The 16,155-nt window shown below is 71.0% G+C and carries 17 protein-coding genes and 1 pseudogene; 9 read left to right on the plus strand and 9 right to left on the minus strand.

Translation table 11 applies throughout. From position 1 onward, the window contains the following. Window positions 1-157 precede the first annotated feature (157 nt). Window positions 158-751 (minus strand): TetR/AcrR family transcriptional regulator, encoded by a 594-nt coding sequence (locus AB0H32_RS00860; protein WP_361112004.1) that lies wholly within the window; start codon window positions 749-751, stop codon window positions 158-160. Between the two features lie 235 nt (window positions 752-986). Between AB0H32_RS00860 and AB0H32_RS00865 the strand changes: the two genes are divergently transcribed. Next, the gene (locus tag AB0H32_RS00865) at window positions 987-2,132 is read left to right on the plus strand and encodes an NAD(P)/FAD-dependent oxidoreductase (protein ID WP_361112007.1); all 1,146 of its coding nucleotides are present in this window, start codon (window positions 987-989) and stop codon (window positions 2,130-2,132) included. Here AB0H32_RS00865 and AB0H32_RS00870 read toward each other — a convergent pair. Both AB0H32_RS00870 and AB0H32_RS00875 read right to left on the minus strand, forming a co-directional pair. Continuing rightward, a pseudogene (locus AB0H32_RS00870) lies at window positions 2,129-2,968 on the minus strand (IS5 family transposase). The gene AB0H32_RS00865 and the pseudogene AB0H32_RS00870 overlap by 4 nt on opposite strands. A 354-nt stretch (window positions 2,969-3,322) precedes the next feature. Next, window positions 3,323-3,688 (minus strand): MerR family transcriptional regulator, encoded by a 366-nt coding sequence (locus AB0H32_RS00875; protein ID WP_361112010.1) that lies wholly within the window; start codon window positions 3,686-3,688, stop codon window positions 3,323-3,325. Between the two features lie 90 nt (window positions 3,689-3,778). Between AB0H32_RS00875 and AB0H32_RS00880 the strand changes: the two genes are divergently transcribed. From AB0H32_RS00880 to AB0H32_RS00890, 3 genes are all read left to right on the plus strand, one after another. Next, complete coding sequence (locus AB0H32_RS00880) at window positions 3,779-4,258, plus strand: hypothetical protein (protein ID WP_361112013.1); 480 nt, start codon at window positions 3,779-3,781, stop codon at window positions 4,256-4,258. Between the two features lie 270 nt (window positions 4,259-4,528). Continuing rightward, window positions 4,529-4,972, plus strand: a complete 444-nt coding sequence (locus AB0H32_RS00885) for a cupin domain-containing protein (protein WP_361112016.1) — start codon at window positions 4,529-4,531, stop codon at window positions 4,970-4,972. 209 nt (window positions 4,973-5,181) lie between these two features. Further along, window positions 5,182-5,922, plus strand: coding sequence for a maleylpyruvate isomerase family mycothiol-dependent enzyme (locus AB0H32_RS00890; RefSeq protein ID WP_361112019.1), 741 nt, complete (start codon window positions 5,182-5,184; stop codon window positions 5,920-5,922). A gap of 7 nt (window positions 5,923-5,929) precedes the next feature. Here the strand turns inward: AB0H32_RS00890 and AB0H32_RS00895 are convergent, their stop codons facing one another. Continuing rightward, the gene (locus AB0H32_RS00895; RefSeq protein ID WP_361112022.1) at window positions 5,930-6,328 is read right to left on the minus strand and encodes a MarR family transcriptional regulator; all 399 of its coding nucleotides are present in this window, start codon (window positions 6,326-6,328) and stop codon (window positions 5,930-5,932) included. Between the two features lie 85 nt (window positions 6,329-6,413). On the opposite strand from AB0H32_RS00895, the gene AB0H32_RS00900 reads away from it, so the two are divergent. Then, a complete protein-coding gene (locus AB0H32_RS00900; protein ID WP_361112025.1) occupies window positions 6,414-7,904 on the plus strand; it encodes an MFS transporter in 1,491 nt (496 codons plus the stop codon). Window positions 7,905-7,981: 77 nt separating this feature from the next. Beyond that, the gene (locus AB0H32_RS00905) at window positions 7,982-8,266 is read left to right on the plus strand and encodes a DUF6332 family protein (protein ID WP_361112028.1); all 285 of its coding nucleotides are present in this window, start codon (window positions 7,982-7,984) and stop codon (window positions 8,264-8,266) included. Here the strand turns inward: AB0H32_RS00905 and AB0H32_RS00910 are convergent. The 3 genes from AB0H32_RS00910 to AB0H32_RS00920 all read right to left on the minus strand — a co-directional run bounded on the left by AB0H32_RS00910 (window position 8,227) and on the right by AB0H32_RS00920 (window position 10,851). Continuing rightward, window positions 8,227-8,892, minus strand: a complete 666-nt coding sequence (locus tag AB0H32_RS00910) for a response regulator transcription factor (RefSeq protein ID WP_361112031.1) — start codon at window positions 8,890-8,892, stop codon at window positions 8,227-8,229. The two genes, AB0H32_RS00905 and AB0H32_RS00910, sit on opposite strands and share 40 nt — an antisense overlap. Continuing rightward, window positions 8,889-10,109, minus strand: coding sequence for a sensor histidine kinase (locus AB0H32_RS00915; protein WP_361112034.1), 1,221 nt, complete (start codon window positions 10,107-10,109; stop codon window positions 8,889-8,891). The genes AB0H32_RS00910 and AB0H32_RS00915 overlap by 4 nt, the downstream gene beginning before the upstream one ends. 91 nt (window positions 10,110-10,200) lie before the next feature. Beyond that, the gene (locus AB0H32_RS00920) at window positions 10,201-10,851 is read right to left on the minus strand and encodes a TetR/AcrR family transcriptional regulator (RefSeq protein ID WP_361112037.1); all 651 of its coding nucleotides are present in this window, start codon (window positions 10,849-10,851) and stop codon (window positions 10,201-10,203) included. 181 nt (window positions 10,852-11,032) lie between these two features. Here AB0H32_RS00920 and AB0H32_RS00925 point away from each other — a divergent pair, with 181 nt between their 5' ends. Beyond that, window positions 11,033-12,070, plus strand: coding sequence for a medium chain dehydrogenase/reductase family protein (locus tag AB0H32_RS00925; protein ID WP_361112040.1), 1,038 nt, complete (start codon window positions 11,033-11,035; stop codon window positions 12,068-12,070). Window positions 12,071-12,117: 47 nt separating this feature from the next. Here the strand turns inward: AB0H32_RS00925 and AB0H32_RS00930 are convergent, their stop codons facing one another. Continuing rightward, window positions 12,118-12,810 carry a TetR/AcrR family transcriptional regulator gene (locus AB0H32_RS00930; protein ID WP_361112043.1) on the minus strand — a complete coding sequence of 231 codons (693 nt, stop codon included), beginning with the start codon at window positions 12,808-12,810 and terminating at the stop codon, window positions 12,118-12,120. Between the two features lie 145 nt (window positions 12,811-12,955). Here AB0H32_RS00930 and AB0H32_RS00935 point away from each other — a divergent pair, with 145 nt between their 5' ends. Then, the gene (locus AB0H32_RS00935) at window positions 12,956-13,411 is read left to right on the plus strand and encodes a nitroreductase family deazaflavin-dependent oxidoreductase (RefSeq protein WP_361112046.1); all 456 of its coding nucleotides are present in this window, start codon (window positions 12,956-12,958) and stop codon (window positions 13,409-13,411) included. Here the strand turns inward: AB0H32_RS00935 and AB0H32_RS00940 are convergent. Beyond that, window positions 13,401-14,642 carry a geranylgeranyl reductase family protein gene (locus AB0H32_RS00940; RefSeq protein ID WP_361112050.1) on the minus strand — a complete coding sequence of 414 codons (1,242 nt, stop codon included), beginning with the start codon at window positions 14,640-14,642 and terminating at the stop codon, window positions 13,401-13,403. The two genes, AB0H32_RS00935 and AB0H32_RS00940, sit on opposite strands and share 11 nt — an antisense overlap. 131 nt (window positions 14,643-14,773) lie before the next feature. Between AB0H32_RS00940 and AB0H32_RS00945 the strand changes: the two genes are divergently transcribed. Next, window positions 14,774-16,129 (plus strand): dipeptidase, encoded by a 1,356-nt coding sequence (locus AB0H32_RS00945; RefSeq protein WP_361112053.1) that lies wholly within the window; start codon window positions 14,774-14,776, stop codon window positions 16,127-16,129. Window positions 16,130-16,155 lie beyond the last annotated feature (26 nt).

Below are 16,155 nucleotides of genomic sequence, written 5' to 3' on the forward strand. Positions count from 1 at the left end.
ACCTCGCTCCCAAGGGCTGGGATCAGAATGAGGTGCTTGCCGTTTGGGAATGACGGGATGTCAGTTCTCGTTGCCAGGCAGGAGGTGAGTGCGACCGAAACGCGTAGTGGGGCAAGCCGAGGCTGGTCGAGGACGGGCCCAGGAAACGGCCCAGGCGCTACTGCGCGGGCGGCTTGCTTGGCGGCTCCCAGCCGTGGGTGAGGATGTCGAAGATTGCCTCGACGGCGGCCCGGCGGTCCTGCCGGCCGCGAGCGAGCACCGGGATCTCGAGGACGAATCGGGCAAGAGCCACACATGCGAGGTTGTCGTGGTCCACGTCGAACTCGTCGGCGATGACTGCGCTGAGGCTGTCGGTATACCGGGTCCACATGCGTTCGGCGTAGGCGCGCAGCACCGGCGTGGAGTTCACCAAGTTGGTGAACTCGGCCGCCTGAGGATGTGCATCGATCGACGGCCAGGTGTCCAGGACGTGCTGTCGAAGGGCATCGAGGATGCTCTGACCGGAGGGCCGCTGCCGCACCGCGGCGATCAATTGTGACTCTCGGTCTTCGTCCTGGTCGAATACCAGCGCTTCCTTGCCGCTGAAGTGCTTGAACACCGTAGCGGTCGACACATCGGCGGCGTCGGCGATGTCACGGATGCTCACCTGATCGTAGCCGCGCTCCAAGAAGAGTTGCAGTGCGGCGTCGGCGATCGCCTGCCGGGTGGCCGCCTTCTTGCGGTCGCGGCGGCTGGCAGGGGGCACGGTCATGGCTAGAGCGTACCCGATAGTCGAATCAGTCACTAAGTAGAGTCGTTGCACTTTTCTACTCGCTCTGATTTTATGGGCATTGCGAGTACCCGAGCGGCACATCCTCGTCGGCCTGGTCATCGTCTGCACCGCGCCGACCTGTTCATCTGAGAAGCCCCTCCGCGTGGCACACCCGGCGCCGAGGCCGACAACGCCCGGCCTGCTCGCCTCTCTTCGCCGACCGAAAGGGACAACCGTGAACTCCCCAGAACCCGCCCGGGCACACATCAGCATCATCGGTGCCGGCCCCGGCGGACTGACCTGCGCCCGCATCCTTCAGCAGCGCGGCATAGCGGTCACCGTCCACGACCGCGACCGGGGCCCCGACGCGCGCAACCAGGGCGGCACCCTCGACCTGCACGCCGACAACGGCCAGCTCGCCCTGCGCGAAGCCGGTCTGCTCGACGAGTTCTTCAAGCTCGCCCGCCCCGAAGGGCAGGAAATGCGCCAGATGGACCCGGCCGGCACGATCACGTCCCATCAAGTCCCGGCGGCCGACGAACTCTTCAAGCCGGAAATCGACCGTGGCCAGCTGCGTAACCTGTTGCTCGACTCCCTGCAACCGGGAACCGTGCACTGGGGCCGCACCCTCGACACGATCAGTGGACCCGACGACGGGCCACGGCAATTGCACTTCACCGACGGCACGACCATCCAGACCGATCTGGTCATCGGCGCCGACGGCGCCTCCTCCCGGGTACGCTCGGCCGTGTCCCGAGCCGTCCCCGAGTACACCGGGGTGAGCTTCCTGGAAGCATGGTTCTCAGACGTCGAGAACCGGCACTCGGACATGGCCGAGCTGGTCGGCCAGGGCAGCGCCCACGCAGCCGACGGCGAGCGCGGCCTGTTCGCCCAGCGCAATAGCGGAAACCACATCCGCGTCTACATCATCCAACGCGTCCCGGTCGACTGGATCAGCACGAGCGGCCTGACGGTCGAGGACACCGACGGCATCCGCGCCCTGCTCCTGGGCGAGTACGCCCACTGGTCGCCCCGCATGCGCCGGATGATCACCGAAAATGACGGCCCCTACGTCGAGCGCCCGATCTTCGCCCTCCCGGTCCCGCATACCTGGGAGCACAACCCGACGGTGACCCTGCTCGGAGATGCCGCCCACCTCATGCCCCCGCTCGGCGTCGGCGTCAACCTGGCCATGCTCGACGCCAGCGAAATAGCCCTCGCTCTCGCGAACGCCGCCACCGTCGCCGACGCCATCCGCACCTACGAGAAGACCATGCTCCCCCGCTCCACCGAGACGGCCAAAGCCCTCGAAGGCGGCGCCGAACACCTGCTGTCCGCCGACGTACCCGACCTCGGCAGCAACAACGACGCCCAGCATTAAGGACTGACTGACGTCTTCAGCCGTCGCCAGCAGATGATGGCGCAGCCGAGGGTGATGAAGGCTTGGTGGATGTCGTCGCGGATCTCCCGGCGGATGCGCAGGCGCCGGAACCAGTGCAGCAGCGCGATGGCGCCCTCCACGACCCAGCGGTGGACTCCGAGGCCGGAGCCGTGTTCGGCGCCACGTCGGGCGATGACCGGGGTGATCTCGAGTCGGCGGACCTTGTCGCGCTAGACGTCGTGGTCATAGCCACGGTCGGCGTGGACCCGGCGGGGGCGGCGCAGTGGCCGACCGCTCCTGCCGCGGATCGGCGGAACGGCCTGGATCAGCAGGATCAGCTGGGTCACGTCGTTGCGGTTCCCACCGGTCAGGGTCACCGCCAGAGGGAGGCCGTGCGCCTCGACAAACACGTGGTGTTTGCTGCCGGCCTTGCCCCGGTCCACCGGGGAGCGCCCGGTAGCCGGCCCGCACTTCATCGCGCGCACGTGCGAAGAGTCGATGGCGGCCCTGGAGAAGTCCAGCATCCCGGCCGCCCGCAGCTCGCCGAGCAGCAGCTCGTGCAGGCGCTGCCACACCCCGGCCTCGTTCCAGTCCCGCAGCCGCCGCCAGCAGGTCATCCCCGATCCGAAGCCGAGCTCCTGCGGCAGGTGCCGCCACGGGATGCCCGTCTACAGCACGAACAGGATCCCGCACAGCACCCGACGGTCATCGATCCGCCGACGCCCCGGATACCGGAAACGCCGCTCGATAACCGGCAGCAGCGGCTCGATCCGCTCCCACAGAGCGTCCTCGACCACCCATGGCTTGCTCCCACCACGCGTCTCGGCCGGACCCACCCCCTGTCCGGCAGGTACCAAGGCGAACTGACAGCCCGTCATTCCCGAGTGACGAACGGCTCCTTCTGATCCCAGCCCTAAAGCGGGTGTCGCAGGTTCGAATCCTGCCGAGGGCACTATGCCTGACCAGAAATTACGTATCGAACAGCCCCTCGGAGTGATCTCGGAGGGGACTGTTTCGTGCCCCGGGACACAACGGGAGACAGCGCGGCAAGCGGCGTTCGGCCGTTTCCGGGCGACCAAAGGCAAGACAGGGTAGATGGCGGCCCGTCTTCGACATCTTGATCAGGCTCGGAGGGCTTGGGCGCCTGCACAAACCGGGGCGGCACTCGGCCCGGTCGGAAGAACCCCCGCTCAACCTGCCTGGCCGGCCACTCGCAAAGGGCATCCGGTGCCGACGCGCGCTGCGAGGTCGGCCCGCAGAGCGGCAAGTTCGGCCATGCGCGCGTCGATGAGCCGGATCTTCTCCTCGAACAGCGCGGACAAGGCCTCGGCCGTGTCCGGCGCGTCGCTCAGTTCCGTGAAGTGCTGCGCGATCTCGGCCAGCGAGAAGCCGAGTGCCTGCGCGGTGCGGACATAGTGCAGCCAGATCACCGTCCCCGCCGGGAAGTCGCGATAGCCGTTGGCCAGCCGTCGACCCGTGACGAGGCCGATCTTCTCGTAGAAGCGAATGGTGTCCTTGGTCATACCCACTTGCGCGGCCAGCTCTCCGATACGCATGACCCTCCGCCCAACGGGGACTTGACCTTGGAGAGTACTCCACTGTTTAGCGTGAGGCGTCGCTGTCAGGAGACCAGCAGGAGCCTCGTCGTGAGCCGTCTTTCCGCCCCTTCCCGCCACGCCTATCTGCACCTCGTCCGTGCCAGTGCCTGGTACGACCTCGTCGTCACGGCGGGCTTTGCAACACCCTGGACCTACGCCCTGGTGCACGACGCGCTGTCTTCGGTGGGTGGCGCGCTCGGGCTGGGCGTCCTGCCCGCCCTCGACCCGATGCAGACCCTGTACGCGAATCTGATGGGCTCCGTCGTGGTCGTCTGGGCGCTCCTGCGGATCGTCAGGCCGCTGCCGGCGCACGGACTGTTCGACGGGGTGGCACGCGCCCTGTTCGCCACGTGGCAGGCGTATGCGCTGGGCCATGGCGCAACGCGGTTGCTGTGGCTCTTCTTCGTGGTGGAGGTGGCATTCGGTCTCGCCCAGCTGTGGCCGTGGTGGCTGGATCGGCGCGCCGGCCTCGCGGACGACCCTTTCGGCCCTGCCGCCGCGGGCACGGCCGGTGCCGAGGCTCGGTGAGATCCCGACCCGAGCCGAAGGTGCCGAAAGGCATGGCTGTCTGGGCGCCGGCCTCTCGTGGGGCGGGGGTGAGGTACCCCGGCTGCGCACGGCCCCGCGTGCGCCCCACCCCAAGCCGTCGCACCCTGGACGCATGACCAGTCGGTGTGCGACGAAAGGTGACCCGTGAAGTGCGCAGTCATCGGTGGTACCGGCCTGATCGGGTCGCAGGTCGTGGAGAAGCCGAACCGGCTCTCCCGACCCGGCCCGCCCACCACTGGAGGCCTTGCCATGTCGAACGATGAAGTGGCCGGGGGCAGCGCCGAGGACCCGCAGCGCTCGGAGGCGTGGAAGACGGCGCTCACCGTGCTGCAGTCGGCGAAACCGCCGTTCGTTCCTGAAGGGGCCGAGGCGATGACCGTTGTCGTCGCGTTCCCTCCCGGTGATCCCGGCACCCCTCCGCACCGGCACTCGGGACCCGCCTTCGGCTACATGCTGGAGGGGGAGATGCTCTTCGAGCTGGAAGGCGAGCCGGAGCGGGTGATCAGGGCCGGGGAGACGTTCTGGGAGCCGGGCGGCGATGTCATCCATTACCAGGACGGGAACAACCGGACGGACTCCTGGAGCCGATTCCTCGTCACCATGCTGTGTGCGCCTGGTCAGCCCATGCTCACCCTGGTGGACGACGAGGAGCTGGCCCAGCGCCGACACCTGCGAGCGCCCCGGCCGGCATGAGGTGTGGCGGCGGGCCGCTCCACGGCCGCCCGGACCGCGTGTCGCGCCTGGTCGGTGCGCATGCGCGGGAAGATCGACGAGTACCTTGCCGCGCAGCCCCGCTACCCGGCGGGGGCTGAAGTACGCGGCATATGTGCCGGGTGGGCCGCCACGGCCGGCGCGGAAACCAAGTTGCCTGCGAGCGGGCTCCATCCGGCACACTCGCCCCCATGGAGACTGCCGAATTCCTTCAGACCCTGGACCGGGAGGGCCGGCTGCTGGCCGCGGCCGCCGCTCGGGCGGGGACCGACGCCAAGCTGCCGACCTGCCCCGAGTGGCAGGTCGGGGACCTGCTGCGGCACACGGGCGCGGTGCACCGGTGGGCCGCAGCGTTCGTCGCCGACGGACACACCGCACCGCGCCCGCTCGGCGACGCCCCGGACCTGGACGGAGCCGAGCTGGTGGCCTGGTACCGGGACAGCCACCGCCTGCTCGTCGACACACTGGACGCGGCACCCGCCGATGTGGAGTGCTGGACCTTCCATCCGGCGCCCTGCCCCTCACCGCTGGCGTTCTGGACCCGGCGGCAGGCGCACGAGACCACCGTCCACCGATACGACGCCGAGGCGGCGCGGGGCGGGGCGGCGTCCCCGATCGCCACGGACTTCGCGGCGGACGGCATCGACGAGCTGCTGCGCGGCTTCCACGCCCGGTCCAGGAGCAGGGTCCGCACGGAGCGGCCGCGCGTGCTGCGGGTGCGAGCGGTTGACGGGGGTGTGGACGCGGTGTGGACCGTACGGCTGTCGGCGGAGCCGCCCGTGGCCCTGCGGGACGGATCCGGGGAGGCGGAAGCGGAACTGGCGGGCCCGGCGGACCGGTTGTACCTGGCGCTGTGGAACCGGGTGCCGGTGCCGAGCGTGACGGGTGATCCCTCTCTCGCGACGCTGTGGCAGGAGAAGGCCGGGATCTGACTCCTCGTCAGCCGACGTCGGCCAGCATCCGGGCCAGCACCGCGCGCTGCACCGGCCGCACCTCACCGTGCAGCGCGCGCCCCTTCACCGTGAGGGCCACCCGCACACCGCGCCGGTCCTCCGCACACATGGCCCGCTCGACGAGGCCGTCCTTCTCCAGGCGGCCGATGAGCCGGGACAGCGCGCTCTGGCTGAGATGGACCCGCTCCGAGATCTCCTGGACGCGGTAGGCGCAGCCGCCGCCCGCCGACACGCCCTCGGCGAGCAGATCGAGCACTTCGAAGTCGCTGGCGCACAGGCCGTGTCCGTGCAGGGCCCGGTCCAGCTCGCACTGGGTACGGGCGTGCAGGGCCAGGATGTCCCGCCACTGCTCCACGAGCGCCTGCTCGGCCTTGTTCGCCGCCATGAGCGCACCGTAGCAGAGAAAAGAATTTGTTGCATCGGAATTAAATGCATTTACATTCGATGCATGCGCATGTAGTGTCGCCGTCATGACCTCTCCGCTCACCACCCCCGCGGCCCCGCCCTCGGCGGTTCGCTGGACTCCCCGGCTGTGGGGCACCCTCCTGGTGCTGTGCGCCGCGATGTTCCTGGACGCGCTCGACGTGTCGATGGTCGGCGTCGCGCTGCCGTCCATCGGTTCCGATCTCCATCTGTCGACGTCGACGCTGCAGTGGATCGTCAGCGGCTACATCCTGGGTTACGGCGGACTGCTCCTCCTCGGCGGCCGCACCGCGGACCTGCTCGGCCGGCGCCAGGTGTTCCTGGTGGCCCTCGGCGTCTTCGCGCTCGCCTCGCTGCTCGGCGGGCTCGTGGACTCGGGCCCGCTGCTGATCGCCAGCCGCTTCATCAAGGGCCTGAGCGCGGCCTTCACCGCCCCGGCGGGCCTGTCCATCATCACCACGACGTTCCCGGAGGGCCCGCTGCGCAACCGTGCCCTCTCCATCTACACCACCTGCGCCGCCACCGGCTTCTCGATGGGCCTCGTCCTCTCCGGGCTTCTCACCGAGGCCAGTTGGCGCTTCACCATGCTGCTGCCCGCGCCCATCGCGCTGATCGCGCTCGCCGCCGGCCTCAGGCTGCTGCCGCGCAGTGCCCGCGAGGAGAACCACGCCGGCTACGACATCCCCGGTGCCGTCATCGGGACCGCCTCGATGCTGCTGCTGGTCTTCACCGTCGTCCAGGCGCCCGAGGCCGGCTGGACCTCGGCGCGCACCCTGCTGTCCTTCCTGGCCGTCGCCGTCCTGCTGACCGCGTTCGTGCTGGTCGAGCGGCGCTCGCCGAGCCCTCTGATCAGGCTCGGTGTGCTGCGCTCGGGCAGCCAGGTCCGAGCCCAGCTCGGCGCAGTCGCCTTCTTCGGCTCCTACGTCGGCTTCCAGTTCCTGACCACCCTGTACATGCAGTCCCTGCTCGGCTGGTCGGCGCTGCACACGGCGCTCGCCTTCCTGCCCGCCGGGGCGCTGGTGGCGGTGTCGTCCACGAAGGTCGGCGCGATCGTCGACCGGTTCGGCACCCCGCGGCTGATCGCGGCCGGCTTCGCCTTGATGGTCGCCGGGTACGCGCTGTTCCTGCGCGTGGACCTCGACCCGGTGTACGCGGCCGTCGTCCTGCCCTCGATGCTGCTGATCGGCGCGGCCTGCGCGCTGGTCTTCCCCTCGCTCAACATCCAGGCCACCAACGGGGTCGAGGACCACGAGCAGGGCATGGTCTCCGGGCTGCTGAACACGTCGGTGCAGGTGGGCGGGGCCATCTTCCTGGCCGTCGTGACGGCCGTGGTGACTGCGGCCGCACCGGCGCACGCCACCCCACAGGCCGTCCTCGACAGCTACCGGCCGGGCTTCATGGTGGTCACGGGCGTCGCCCTGGCCGGCCTGCTGATCACCCTCACCGGACTGCGCGGCCGGCCCGCCCGGCCGTCGATCGTGGTCACCGCGTCCACCGTGAAGGAGGCGGAAGCGGAGCGCGTGGCCGTCCGCGACTGAGAAGGGGGAACGCCTCCATGAGTGCGCCCGGCGGGGGTTGGATTGCCCTGCGGGCGCACTCCTGTGAGACTGACGGTATGTACACATACGGGGGACGACGCACGAGGGCCGAACACGACGCGGCCACGGTCGAGATCGGCTACGCGCTGGCCAGCGCCGCCTTCGCGGCGGCCGTCCTGTTCGGGGCCGTCGCCGGGCCTGCCCTGCTCTTCCCGCTGCCGCAGCTGCTGTCGACGGTGCTGCTGCGGCTCGGTCTGGCCCTGGCGCCGGTGGTCTTCTTCGCCCGGGTGGTCAGCGTGCTGGTCCGCTTCCGACGGGAGGCTCAGCCGAGCCAGCCGGGCCGCACCAATCCCGACTCGTAGGCGAGGACGACGAGTTGGGCGCGGTCCCGGGCGCCCAGCTTCACCATCGTGCGGCTGACATGGGTCTTCGCCGTGAGCGGGCTGACCACCAGCCGACGGGCGATCTCCTCGTTGGACAGGCCGATGCCGACCAGCGCCATCACCTCCCGTTCCCGCTCGGTGAGCCGGCCGAGGGCGCCGGCGGCCGCGGGCTCCTTGGAGCGGGCCGCGAACTCGGCGATCAGCCGGCGGGTGACGCCCGGGGACAGCAGTGCGTCACCCTCGACCACCGCCCGCACCGCGCGCACGAGTTCGTCCGGCTCGGTGTCCTTCACCAGGAATCCCGAGGCTCCCGACCGGATCGCCTCGAAGACGTACTCGTCGAGTTCGAACGTGGTCAGCATGACCACCCTCACGTCCTTCAGCTCCGCGTCGCCGGTGATGCGCCGGGTTGCGCCCAGCCCGTCCAGCAGGGGCATGCGGATGTCCATCAGGACGACGTCGGGCCGCAGTTCGCGCACGCTGCGCAGGGCCTCCTCGCCGTCCGCCGCCTCCCCGGCCACCTCGATGTCCGGCTGGGCGTCGAGCAGCGCCCTGAAGCCGGCCCGCACGAGCGACTGGTCGTCGGCGAGCAGTACCCGGATCACTGATCCTCCCCGGTGTGCAAGGGCAGTACGGCAAGCACCCGGAATCCGCCGTCGGGGCGCGGGCCCGCCTCGATGGTGCCACCCAGTGCGGCCGCCCGCTCCCGCATGCCCGCCAGTCCGTTCCCGCTGCCGCCGGCCTCGGCGCCGGTCGCGGGCCCGTCGTCGTCGATCCGCAGCCTGAGTGCGGTGCCGTCGTCGTCGAGCCGTACGCGCGCGAGCCGGGAGCCGGAGTGCCGTACGACGTTGGTCAGGGCCTCCTGCACGATGCGGAAGGCGGCGAGGCCGGCGCCGGGCGGCAGGTGCGGGGGCGTGCCCCGGACGTCGACGGTCAGGCCGGCGGCCGCCGCCTGTTCGACCAGTTCCGGCAGCCGGTCCAGGCCGGGCGCGGGGGCGCGCGGCGCGGCACCGGGAGCGCGCAGGGTGTCGAGGACCTGGCGCACCTCGCCGAGGGCCTCCTTGCTGGCGGCCTTGATGGTGGTGAGCGCCGCGCGCGCCTGTTCGGGGTCGCTGTCCAGCAGGGCGAGGCCCATGCCCGCCTGCACGTTGATGACGGAGATGCTGTGCGCGAGCACGTCGTGCAGTTCGCGGGCGATCCGCAGCCGTTCCTCGTCCGCGCGGCGCCGGGCGGCCTGAGCCCGGTCCGCGCGCTCCCGCGCCCACTGCTCGCGCCGCACCCGGACCACTTCGGAGAGCGCGACGATGACCAGCATCCAGGTGGCGACGACGATCTCCTGCCCCACGCTCGACGCCCGGTCGCCCTGGGGCGGAAGCCACCGGTAGAGCCACAGGGCGATCAGGGCGTGCCCGGCCCAGAGCAGGCCGAGGGCCGCCCAGGCAGCCTGCCGGTGCCCGGTGACGACGGCGCTGAAACAGCCGACGGCGACGGCCAGGAAGACCGGGCCGTAGGGGTAGCCCGCGCCCAGGTAGACCAGGGCCACGGTCGCGGTGCCGAAGGCGACCACCACCGGATGGCGCTGCCGCCACAGCAGCAGGGCCGAGGCCACCAGCAGCAGCACGCGCGCGTACCCGTCGAGGTGCTCCCGGTGGGGCTGCGCGTGCGCGGCGAACTGGGAGCCGACGAGCACGAACGCGGTGAGCAGCACGGTGGAGCGCCAGGGCAGTCGGCCGGGGTGCGGCTGCGGGTCCGCGGAGCGGTTCCACCACGGGGGCCCGTACCGCCACCAGTGCGCGGGATCGCGCTCGCGCTGCTCTTCCATGCCCGTCACGCTAGACGGCGGCGGGCTGCGAGGACGTCAGCCGGGCGAGGTGGCCTCGGATACTCCCCGGGGAGTACGCCCGCCAGCGCGCTCAGCGCCCGCCGGTCAGTCCCTCCGCCTCGGCGGCGAAGAGCAGCTCCGGGTCGAAGCCCATGCCCGTGAAGTGGCCGGCGAGTTCTAGCGAGAGGACTCCGTGCAGGCGGGTCCAGAAGGTCAGGGCCCGGCGCAGGACGGGTGGCGGGGCGGAGTGGTCGCCCGCCCATCGGCGGTGGTCCGCGAGGTGGGATTCGAGCGCGTCGGGCGACGCGTCCCGGGGTGTCTCGGCCGCGCAGACGTCGAGCAGGGCGGCCATGATCTCCTGGGCGATCGCGGTGATGTCGTCCGGCGCCCGGTAGCCGGGGACCGGTGTGCCGTAGACGAGGAAGTAGCGCTGGGGATCCTCCAGCGCCCAGCCGCGCAGCGCCCGGGCAAGGCCGGGCAGGTCCGAGTCCGCGTCGGCCGTGGCGCGGAAGGTGTCCGCGAGGCTGCGGTAGGCGTCGCGGATCAGCTCGGTGATCAGGTCGTCCCGGCCGCCGAAGTACCGGTAGAGCGCCGGGCCGCTCATACCCAGTTCCTTGGCGATGGCGTTCAGGGACAGCCCCGATGCGCCCGCGGTGGCGATCTGTTCCCAGGCCTTCGCCTTGATCTCCGCCCGCACCTGACTGCGGTACCGCTCCCGGGGACTCACCGCGCCTGCCGCCATCGCCTTCACGCTCCTCGTCGTCGGGGTTTCAACCTATCACTGGCGAAAGAGGCCGTAACAGAGTTCTCCGCCAGAGCTTGACACCACCGATAGGAGAAGTCATTTTAGTTATAGCTTCTAACGCAAGCGAAGCGCTCTACACACCAAGCGCCAGCACCCCCTCTCCGACCTGGAGGTCGCCATGGAAAGCAAGGAACTCGTCGAGGTTGTCCTGCCGGGCACGGTCGAGCCGGAGGAGCTGCAGTTCCGGCGCGGGGACGTCCCGCAGCCGGACGCCGGGCAGATCGTGGTGCGGGTGGAGGCCACGGGAGTGTCCTTCGCGGAGCAGCAGATGCGCCGGGGCCGCTACTACGACCAGCCGCCGTTCCCGTTCGTGCCCGGTTACGACCTGGTCGGGACGGTTCTCACGGCGGGCGAAGGGGTCGCGCCGGGCCTTGTCGGCAAGCGGGTGGCGGCGCTGGTCAAGGTCGGCGGCTGGGCCAGTCACGTGGTGCTCGACGCGGCCGACGCAGTGGAGGTCCCGGCCGGGATCGGCGCCGCGGAGGCGGAGACGCTGGTGGTCAACGGGATCACCGCGTGGCAGATGCTGCACCGCACGGCGCGGGTGCGCAGCGGCGGGACGGTCCTGGTGCACGGCGCGAACGGCGGCGTCGGCACGGTCCTGGTCCAGCTCGCACGTGCGGCGGGCCTGAAGGTGATCGGCACGGCGTCCACGCGCCACCACGCGGCCCTGCGCGATCTGGGTGTCACCCCCGTCGACTACCGCACCGAGAACATCCCGGCCCGGGTCCGGGAACTGGCCCCCGGCGGGGTCGACGCCGTCTTCGACCACCTCGGCGGGCGCAGCGTCATCGACTCCTGGCACCTGCTCGCCCCGGGCGGAACCCTCGTCGCCTATGGCAGCGCCACCACCCGGGACGACTCTGGTTCCAAGCAGTGGCCGGTCCTGAAGATCCTCGGCCGGGTGTGGTGGTGGAACGCGCTGCCCAACGGCCGCCACGCGTACTTCTTCAACGTCTGGGCGGGGCGCGCCCTGAACAAGGACCGCTTCCGGGACCGGCTGCGCGCCGACCTCACGCAGGTGTTCCACGCCCTCGAGCGCGGCGAGGTCACCGCGCGGATCGCCGCCCAGCTGCCGCTCACCGAGGTCGCCGAAGCGATGCGACTGGCCGAGTCAGGAGCGGTGTCCGGGAAGGTCGTCCTGATTCCGGAGGCGTAGGTGAGGCCGTCGGCCGGACCCGGCCGTCGGGCGCCGGGCGTCGGGCGTCAGGGGCCGGTCAGTCCCACACCGCGGGCCAGCCGGGCGACCGCATGCCGGAAGAACGGCTCCCGGTCCTCCACGACCCGGCGGAACTGTCCGAACAGCTCGAACCCGACCAGCCCGAACAGCTGGGCCCAGGCGGCCACCAGCGCCGCCGCGGCCTCGGGAGGCAGGTCGGTGGCGAAGTCCGCCACCATGCGCTCGGCCTCGGGACGCAGCTCGGCCGGCAGGGGCAGATCGGCGAGACCCGGACCCTGATGGGCGTCGCGGACGATGCCGATGAGGAGCAGACCGACCCGGGAGGCGGCCCGCACCGTGGTCTCGGGGGCGGAGTAGCCGGGCACGGGCGAGCCGTAGATCAGCGCGTACTCGTGCGGATGGGCGAGCGCCCAGCCGCGCACCGCCTCGCACACGGTCGTGAAGCGCCGCACACAGTCCGCGCCGGCCACCTTCGCGTGAGCGGTCTCCGCCGCCTCGCCGAGGGAGTCGTACGCATCGATGATCAGCGCCGTCAGCAGGTCGTCGCGACTGGGGAAGTAACGGTAGAGCGCGGAGGAGACCATGCCCAGCTCGCGGGCGACGGCCCGCAGGGAGAGCTTGGCGGCACCTTCCGCGACGAGCTGTCTGCGGGCCTCGTCCTTGATGGCGGCGGTGACTTCGATCCTGGCCCGCGCGCGGGCGCCCTGTGCGGTGCTCATACGAGCAGTCTGCCACGAGCCCAGAGCAGTGCACACAAACGAGAGCGTTGAACAAAATAGAGAGCGGTGCTCTTGCTTCAGGGCACCCGCCTCCCCCACACTGGAGTCAAGCGAGAGCACCGCTCTCCCAACAGTGGGGGTCACCATGTCGTCGTCTTCGCCGTACTACGTCAAGAGCAGCCCGATGACCGTGCGCGCGAACGGGATCGTCGGCTGGCTGGCCCGGCACGGGATCAGCTTCGCGGGCAGCGCCGAGCTGTCCGTGCGCGGCCGCAAGAGCGGCATGATGCAGCGCATCCCGGTCAACCCGCACACCTGCGAGGGCGAGCAGTACCTCGTCTCGGCGCGCGGCCACTCCCAGTGGATGCGCAACATGCGGGCCGCGGGCGGCGGGGAGCTGCGGGTGGGCAGGAAGGTGCGCGTGTTCACCGCGGTGGAGCTTCCCGACGAGGAGAAGCTCCCGATCCTGCGGACCTACCTGGAGAAGTGGGGCTGGGAGGTCAAGGAGTACTTCGCGGGCGTCACGGCCAAGTCCTCCGACGAGGAGATCCTCGCGATCGCCCCCGACCACCCGGTCTTCCGGATCACCGTCACGAACTGACGGTGTCCTCCACCGGGGCGGCCGGCCCCCGGTCCAGCGCGGTCAGGGCGCGCTGGGCGATCGGGCGCGAGCGGATCAGCTCACCCAGGGACGTCGAGCCCTGCGTGATGTCCCTGAACGCCCGCCAAGCGGGACGGAAGCCGGTCAGGGCCGCGTGGAAGACACCGGGGCGGCGCTCGAACACGGCCAGCATGCGCTTGCCGACGCTCATCTCCACGCCGAGCCCCGCCTTGACCGCGAACGCGTAGTTCAGAGCCTGGCGACGGGTGTCGACCGCGTCGTGCGCCTCGGCGATCCGGACCGCCCACTCCCCCGCCAGCCGGCCCGAGCGCAGTGCGAAGGAGATGCCCTCGCGGGTCCACGGCTCCAGCAGCCCCGCCGCGTCACCGCAGACCAGCACCCGGCCCCGGGAGAGCGGCGAGTCGTCGGCGCGGCAGCGGGTCAGATGCCCGGAGGAGATGCTCGGTTCGAAGCCGGCCAGGCCCAGCCGGGCGATGAAGTCCTCCAAGTAGCGCTTGGTGGCCGCACCTTCGCCGCGCGCCGAGATCACACCGACCGTCAGCGTGTCGCCCTTCGGGAAGACCCAGCCGTAACTGCCCGGCATGGGGCCCCAGTCGATCAGGATCCGGCCCTTCCAGTCCTCGGCGACCGTGTCCGGGACCGGGATCTCCGCCTCCAGGCCGAGGTCGACCTGGTCCAGTTTCACCCCGACGTGCGCCCCTATCCGGCTGGCGCTGCCGTCGGCGCCGACGACCGCGCGGGCCAGCACCGTCTCCCCGCCCTGCAGGACCACGGCGACCGTGCGCCGGTCCGGGACCGCGGAGCCGTGCTGCTCGACCCGCTGCACCGTGACGCCCGTCCGCAGCTCGGCTCCCGCCTTCTGCGCGTGCTCGACCAGCTGCTGGTCGAACTCGGGCCGGTTGATGAGCCCGAACATCATGTGCTTGGAGCGGCGGGTGCGGGTGAAGCGCCCGTTGTTCGAGAACGTCACCGCGTGCACACGGTCCCGGAAGGGCAGTTCGAAGCCGGGTGGCAGCGCGTCGCGCGAGGGGCCGATGATGCCGCCGCCACAGGTCTTGTAGCGGGGCAGCTCGGCTTTCTCCAGCAACAGCACGCTCCGCCCCGCGACCGCCGCCGCGTAGGCCGCCGAGGCGCCCGCCGGTCCCGCGCCCACCACGACGACGTCCCACACCCGCTGCACGTCGTCCGCCGAAGAGTTCTCGCCGCTCACGATGGTCTACTGCTCCGATCAAGCCGCTGCCGCACCTGTCCTCCGCATCCTACGGCGGCCGTCGTCGCAGGCAGCTGTGGGAGGATCGGTCTACCTCACAGTTCAACGTCGCACCCACGAGGAGCGTGCCCATGTCGTCGAATCCGGTCGCCGAGACCGTCGCCTCGCTGCTGCCCCGAGCGAAGGCGGAGCTGACCGAACTGGTCGCCTTCAAGTCGGTGGCGGACTTCGCGCAGTTCCCGAAGAGCGAGAGCGAGGGCGCCGCGAACTGGATCGCCGACGCACTGCGCGCCGAGGGATTCCGGGACGTGGCCCTGCTCGACACCCCGGACGGCACGCAGTCGGTGTACGGCCTGCTGCCGGGACCGGAGGGCGCAAAAACGGTTCTCCTCTATGCGCACTACGACGTGCAGCCGCCCCTCGACGAGGCCGGCTGGGCCACCCCGCCGTTCGAGCTGACCGAGCGGGACGGCCGCTGGTACGGGCGCGGCACCGCCGACTGCAAGGGCGGCCTGATCATGCACCTGCTCGCGCTGCGCGCGCTGAAGGCGAACGGCGGCGTCCCCGTCCACGTCAAGGTCATCGTCGAGGGCTCCGAGGAGCAGGGCACCGGCGGTCTGGAGCGGTACGCCGAGCAGCACCCGGAGCTGCTGGAGGCCGACACCATCGTCATCGGCGACGCGGGCAACTTCCGCGTCGGCCTGCCGACGGTGACCACCAGGCTGCGCGGCATGACGCTGGTCCGGATCCAGACGGACACCCTCGCCGGAAACCTGCACTCGGGCCAGTTCGGCGGCGCCGCCCCGGACGCCCTGGCCGCGCTGATCCGTGTGCTGGACTCGCTGCGCGCCGAGGACGGCTCGACCACGGTCGACGGGCTCGACGCCACCGCGCGGTGGGACGGCCTGGAGTACACCGAGGAGCAGTTCCGCAAGGATGCCAGGGTGCTGGACGGGGTCGGTCTGATCGGTGACGGCTCGGTGGCCGACCGCATCTGGGCCCGCCCCGCGGCGACGGTCCTCGGCATCGACTGCCCGCCGGTGGTGGGCGCCACCCCGTCGGTGCAGTCCAGCGCCCGCGCCCTGGTCAGCCTGCGCGTGCCGCCGGGCGTGGACGCGGCGGAGGCGACCAAGCTGCTCCAGGCCCACGTCGAGGCGCACACCCCGTGGGGCGCCCGGGTGCAGACCGAGCAGATCGGCCAGGGCCAGGCCTTCCGCGCCGACACCTCCAGCCCGGCCTACCAGGCGATGGCCGACGCGATGGCGGTCGCCTACCCGGGCGAGACCATGCAGTACGCCGGCCAGGGTGGCTCCATCCCGCTGTGCAACACCCTCGCGAGCCTCTACCCGCAGGCGGAGATCCTGCTGATCGGCCTGAGCGAGCCGGAGGCCCAGATCCACGCGGTGAACGAGAGCGTGTCCCCCGAGGAGCTGGAGCGGCTGTCGGTCGCCGAGGCGCTGTTCCTGCGCAACTACGCGGCGGGCTGAACCCTTCTGCCCACGGCAGAGGGCCC

The sequence above is a fragment of the Streptomyces sp. NPDC020362 genome, from assembly GCF_040642095.1.
In the GTDB taxonomy this organism is placed as follows: Bacteria; Actinomycetota; Actinomycetes; order Streptomycetales; family Streptomycetaceae; genus Streptomyces.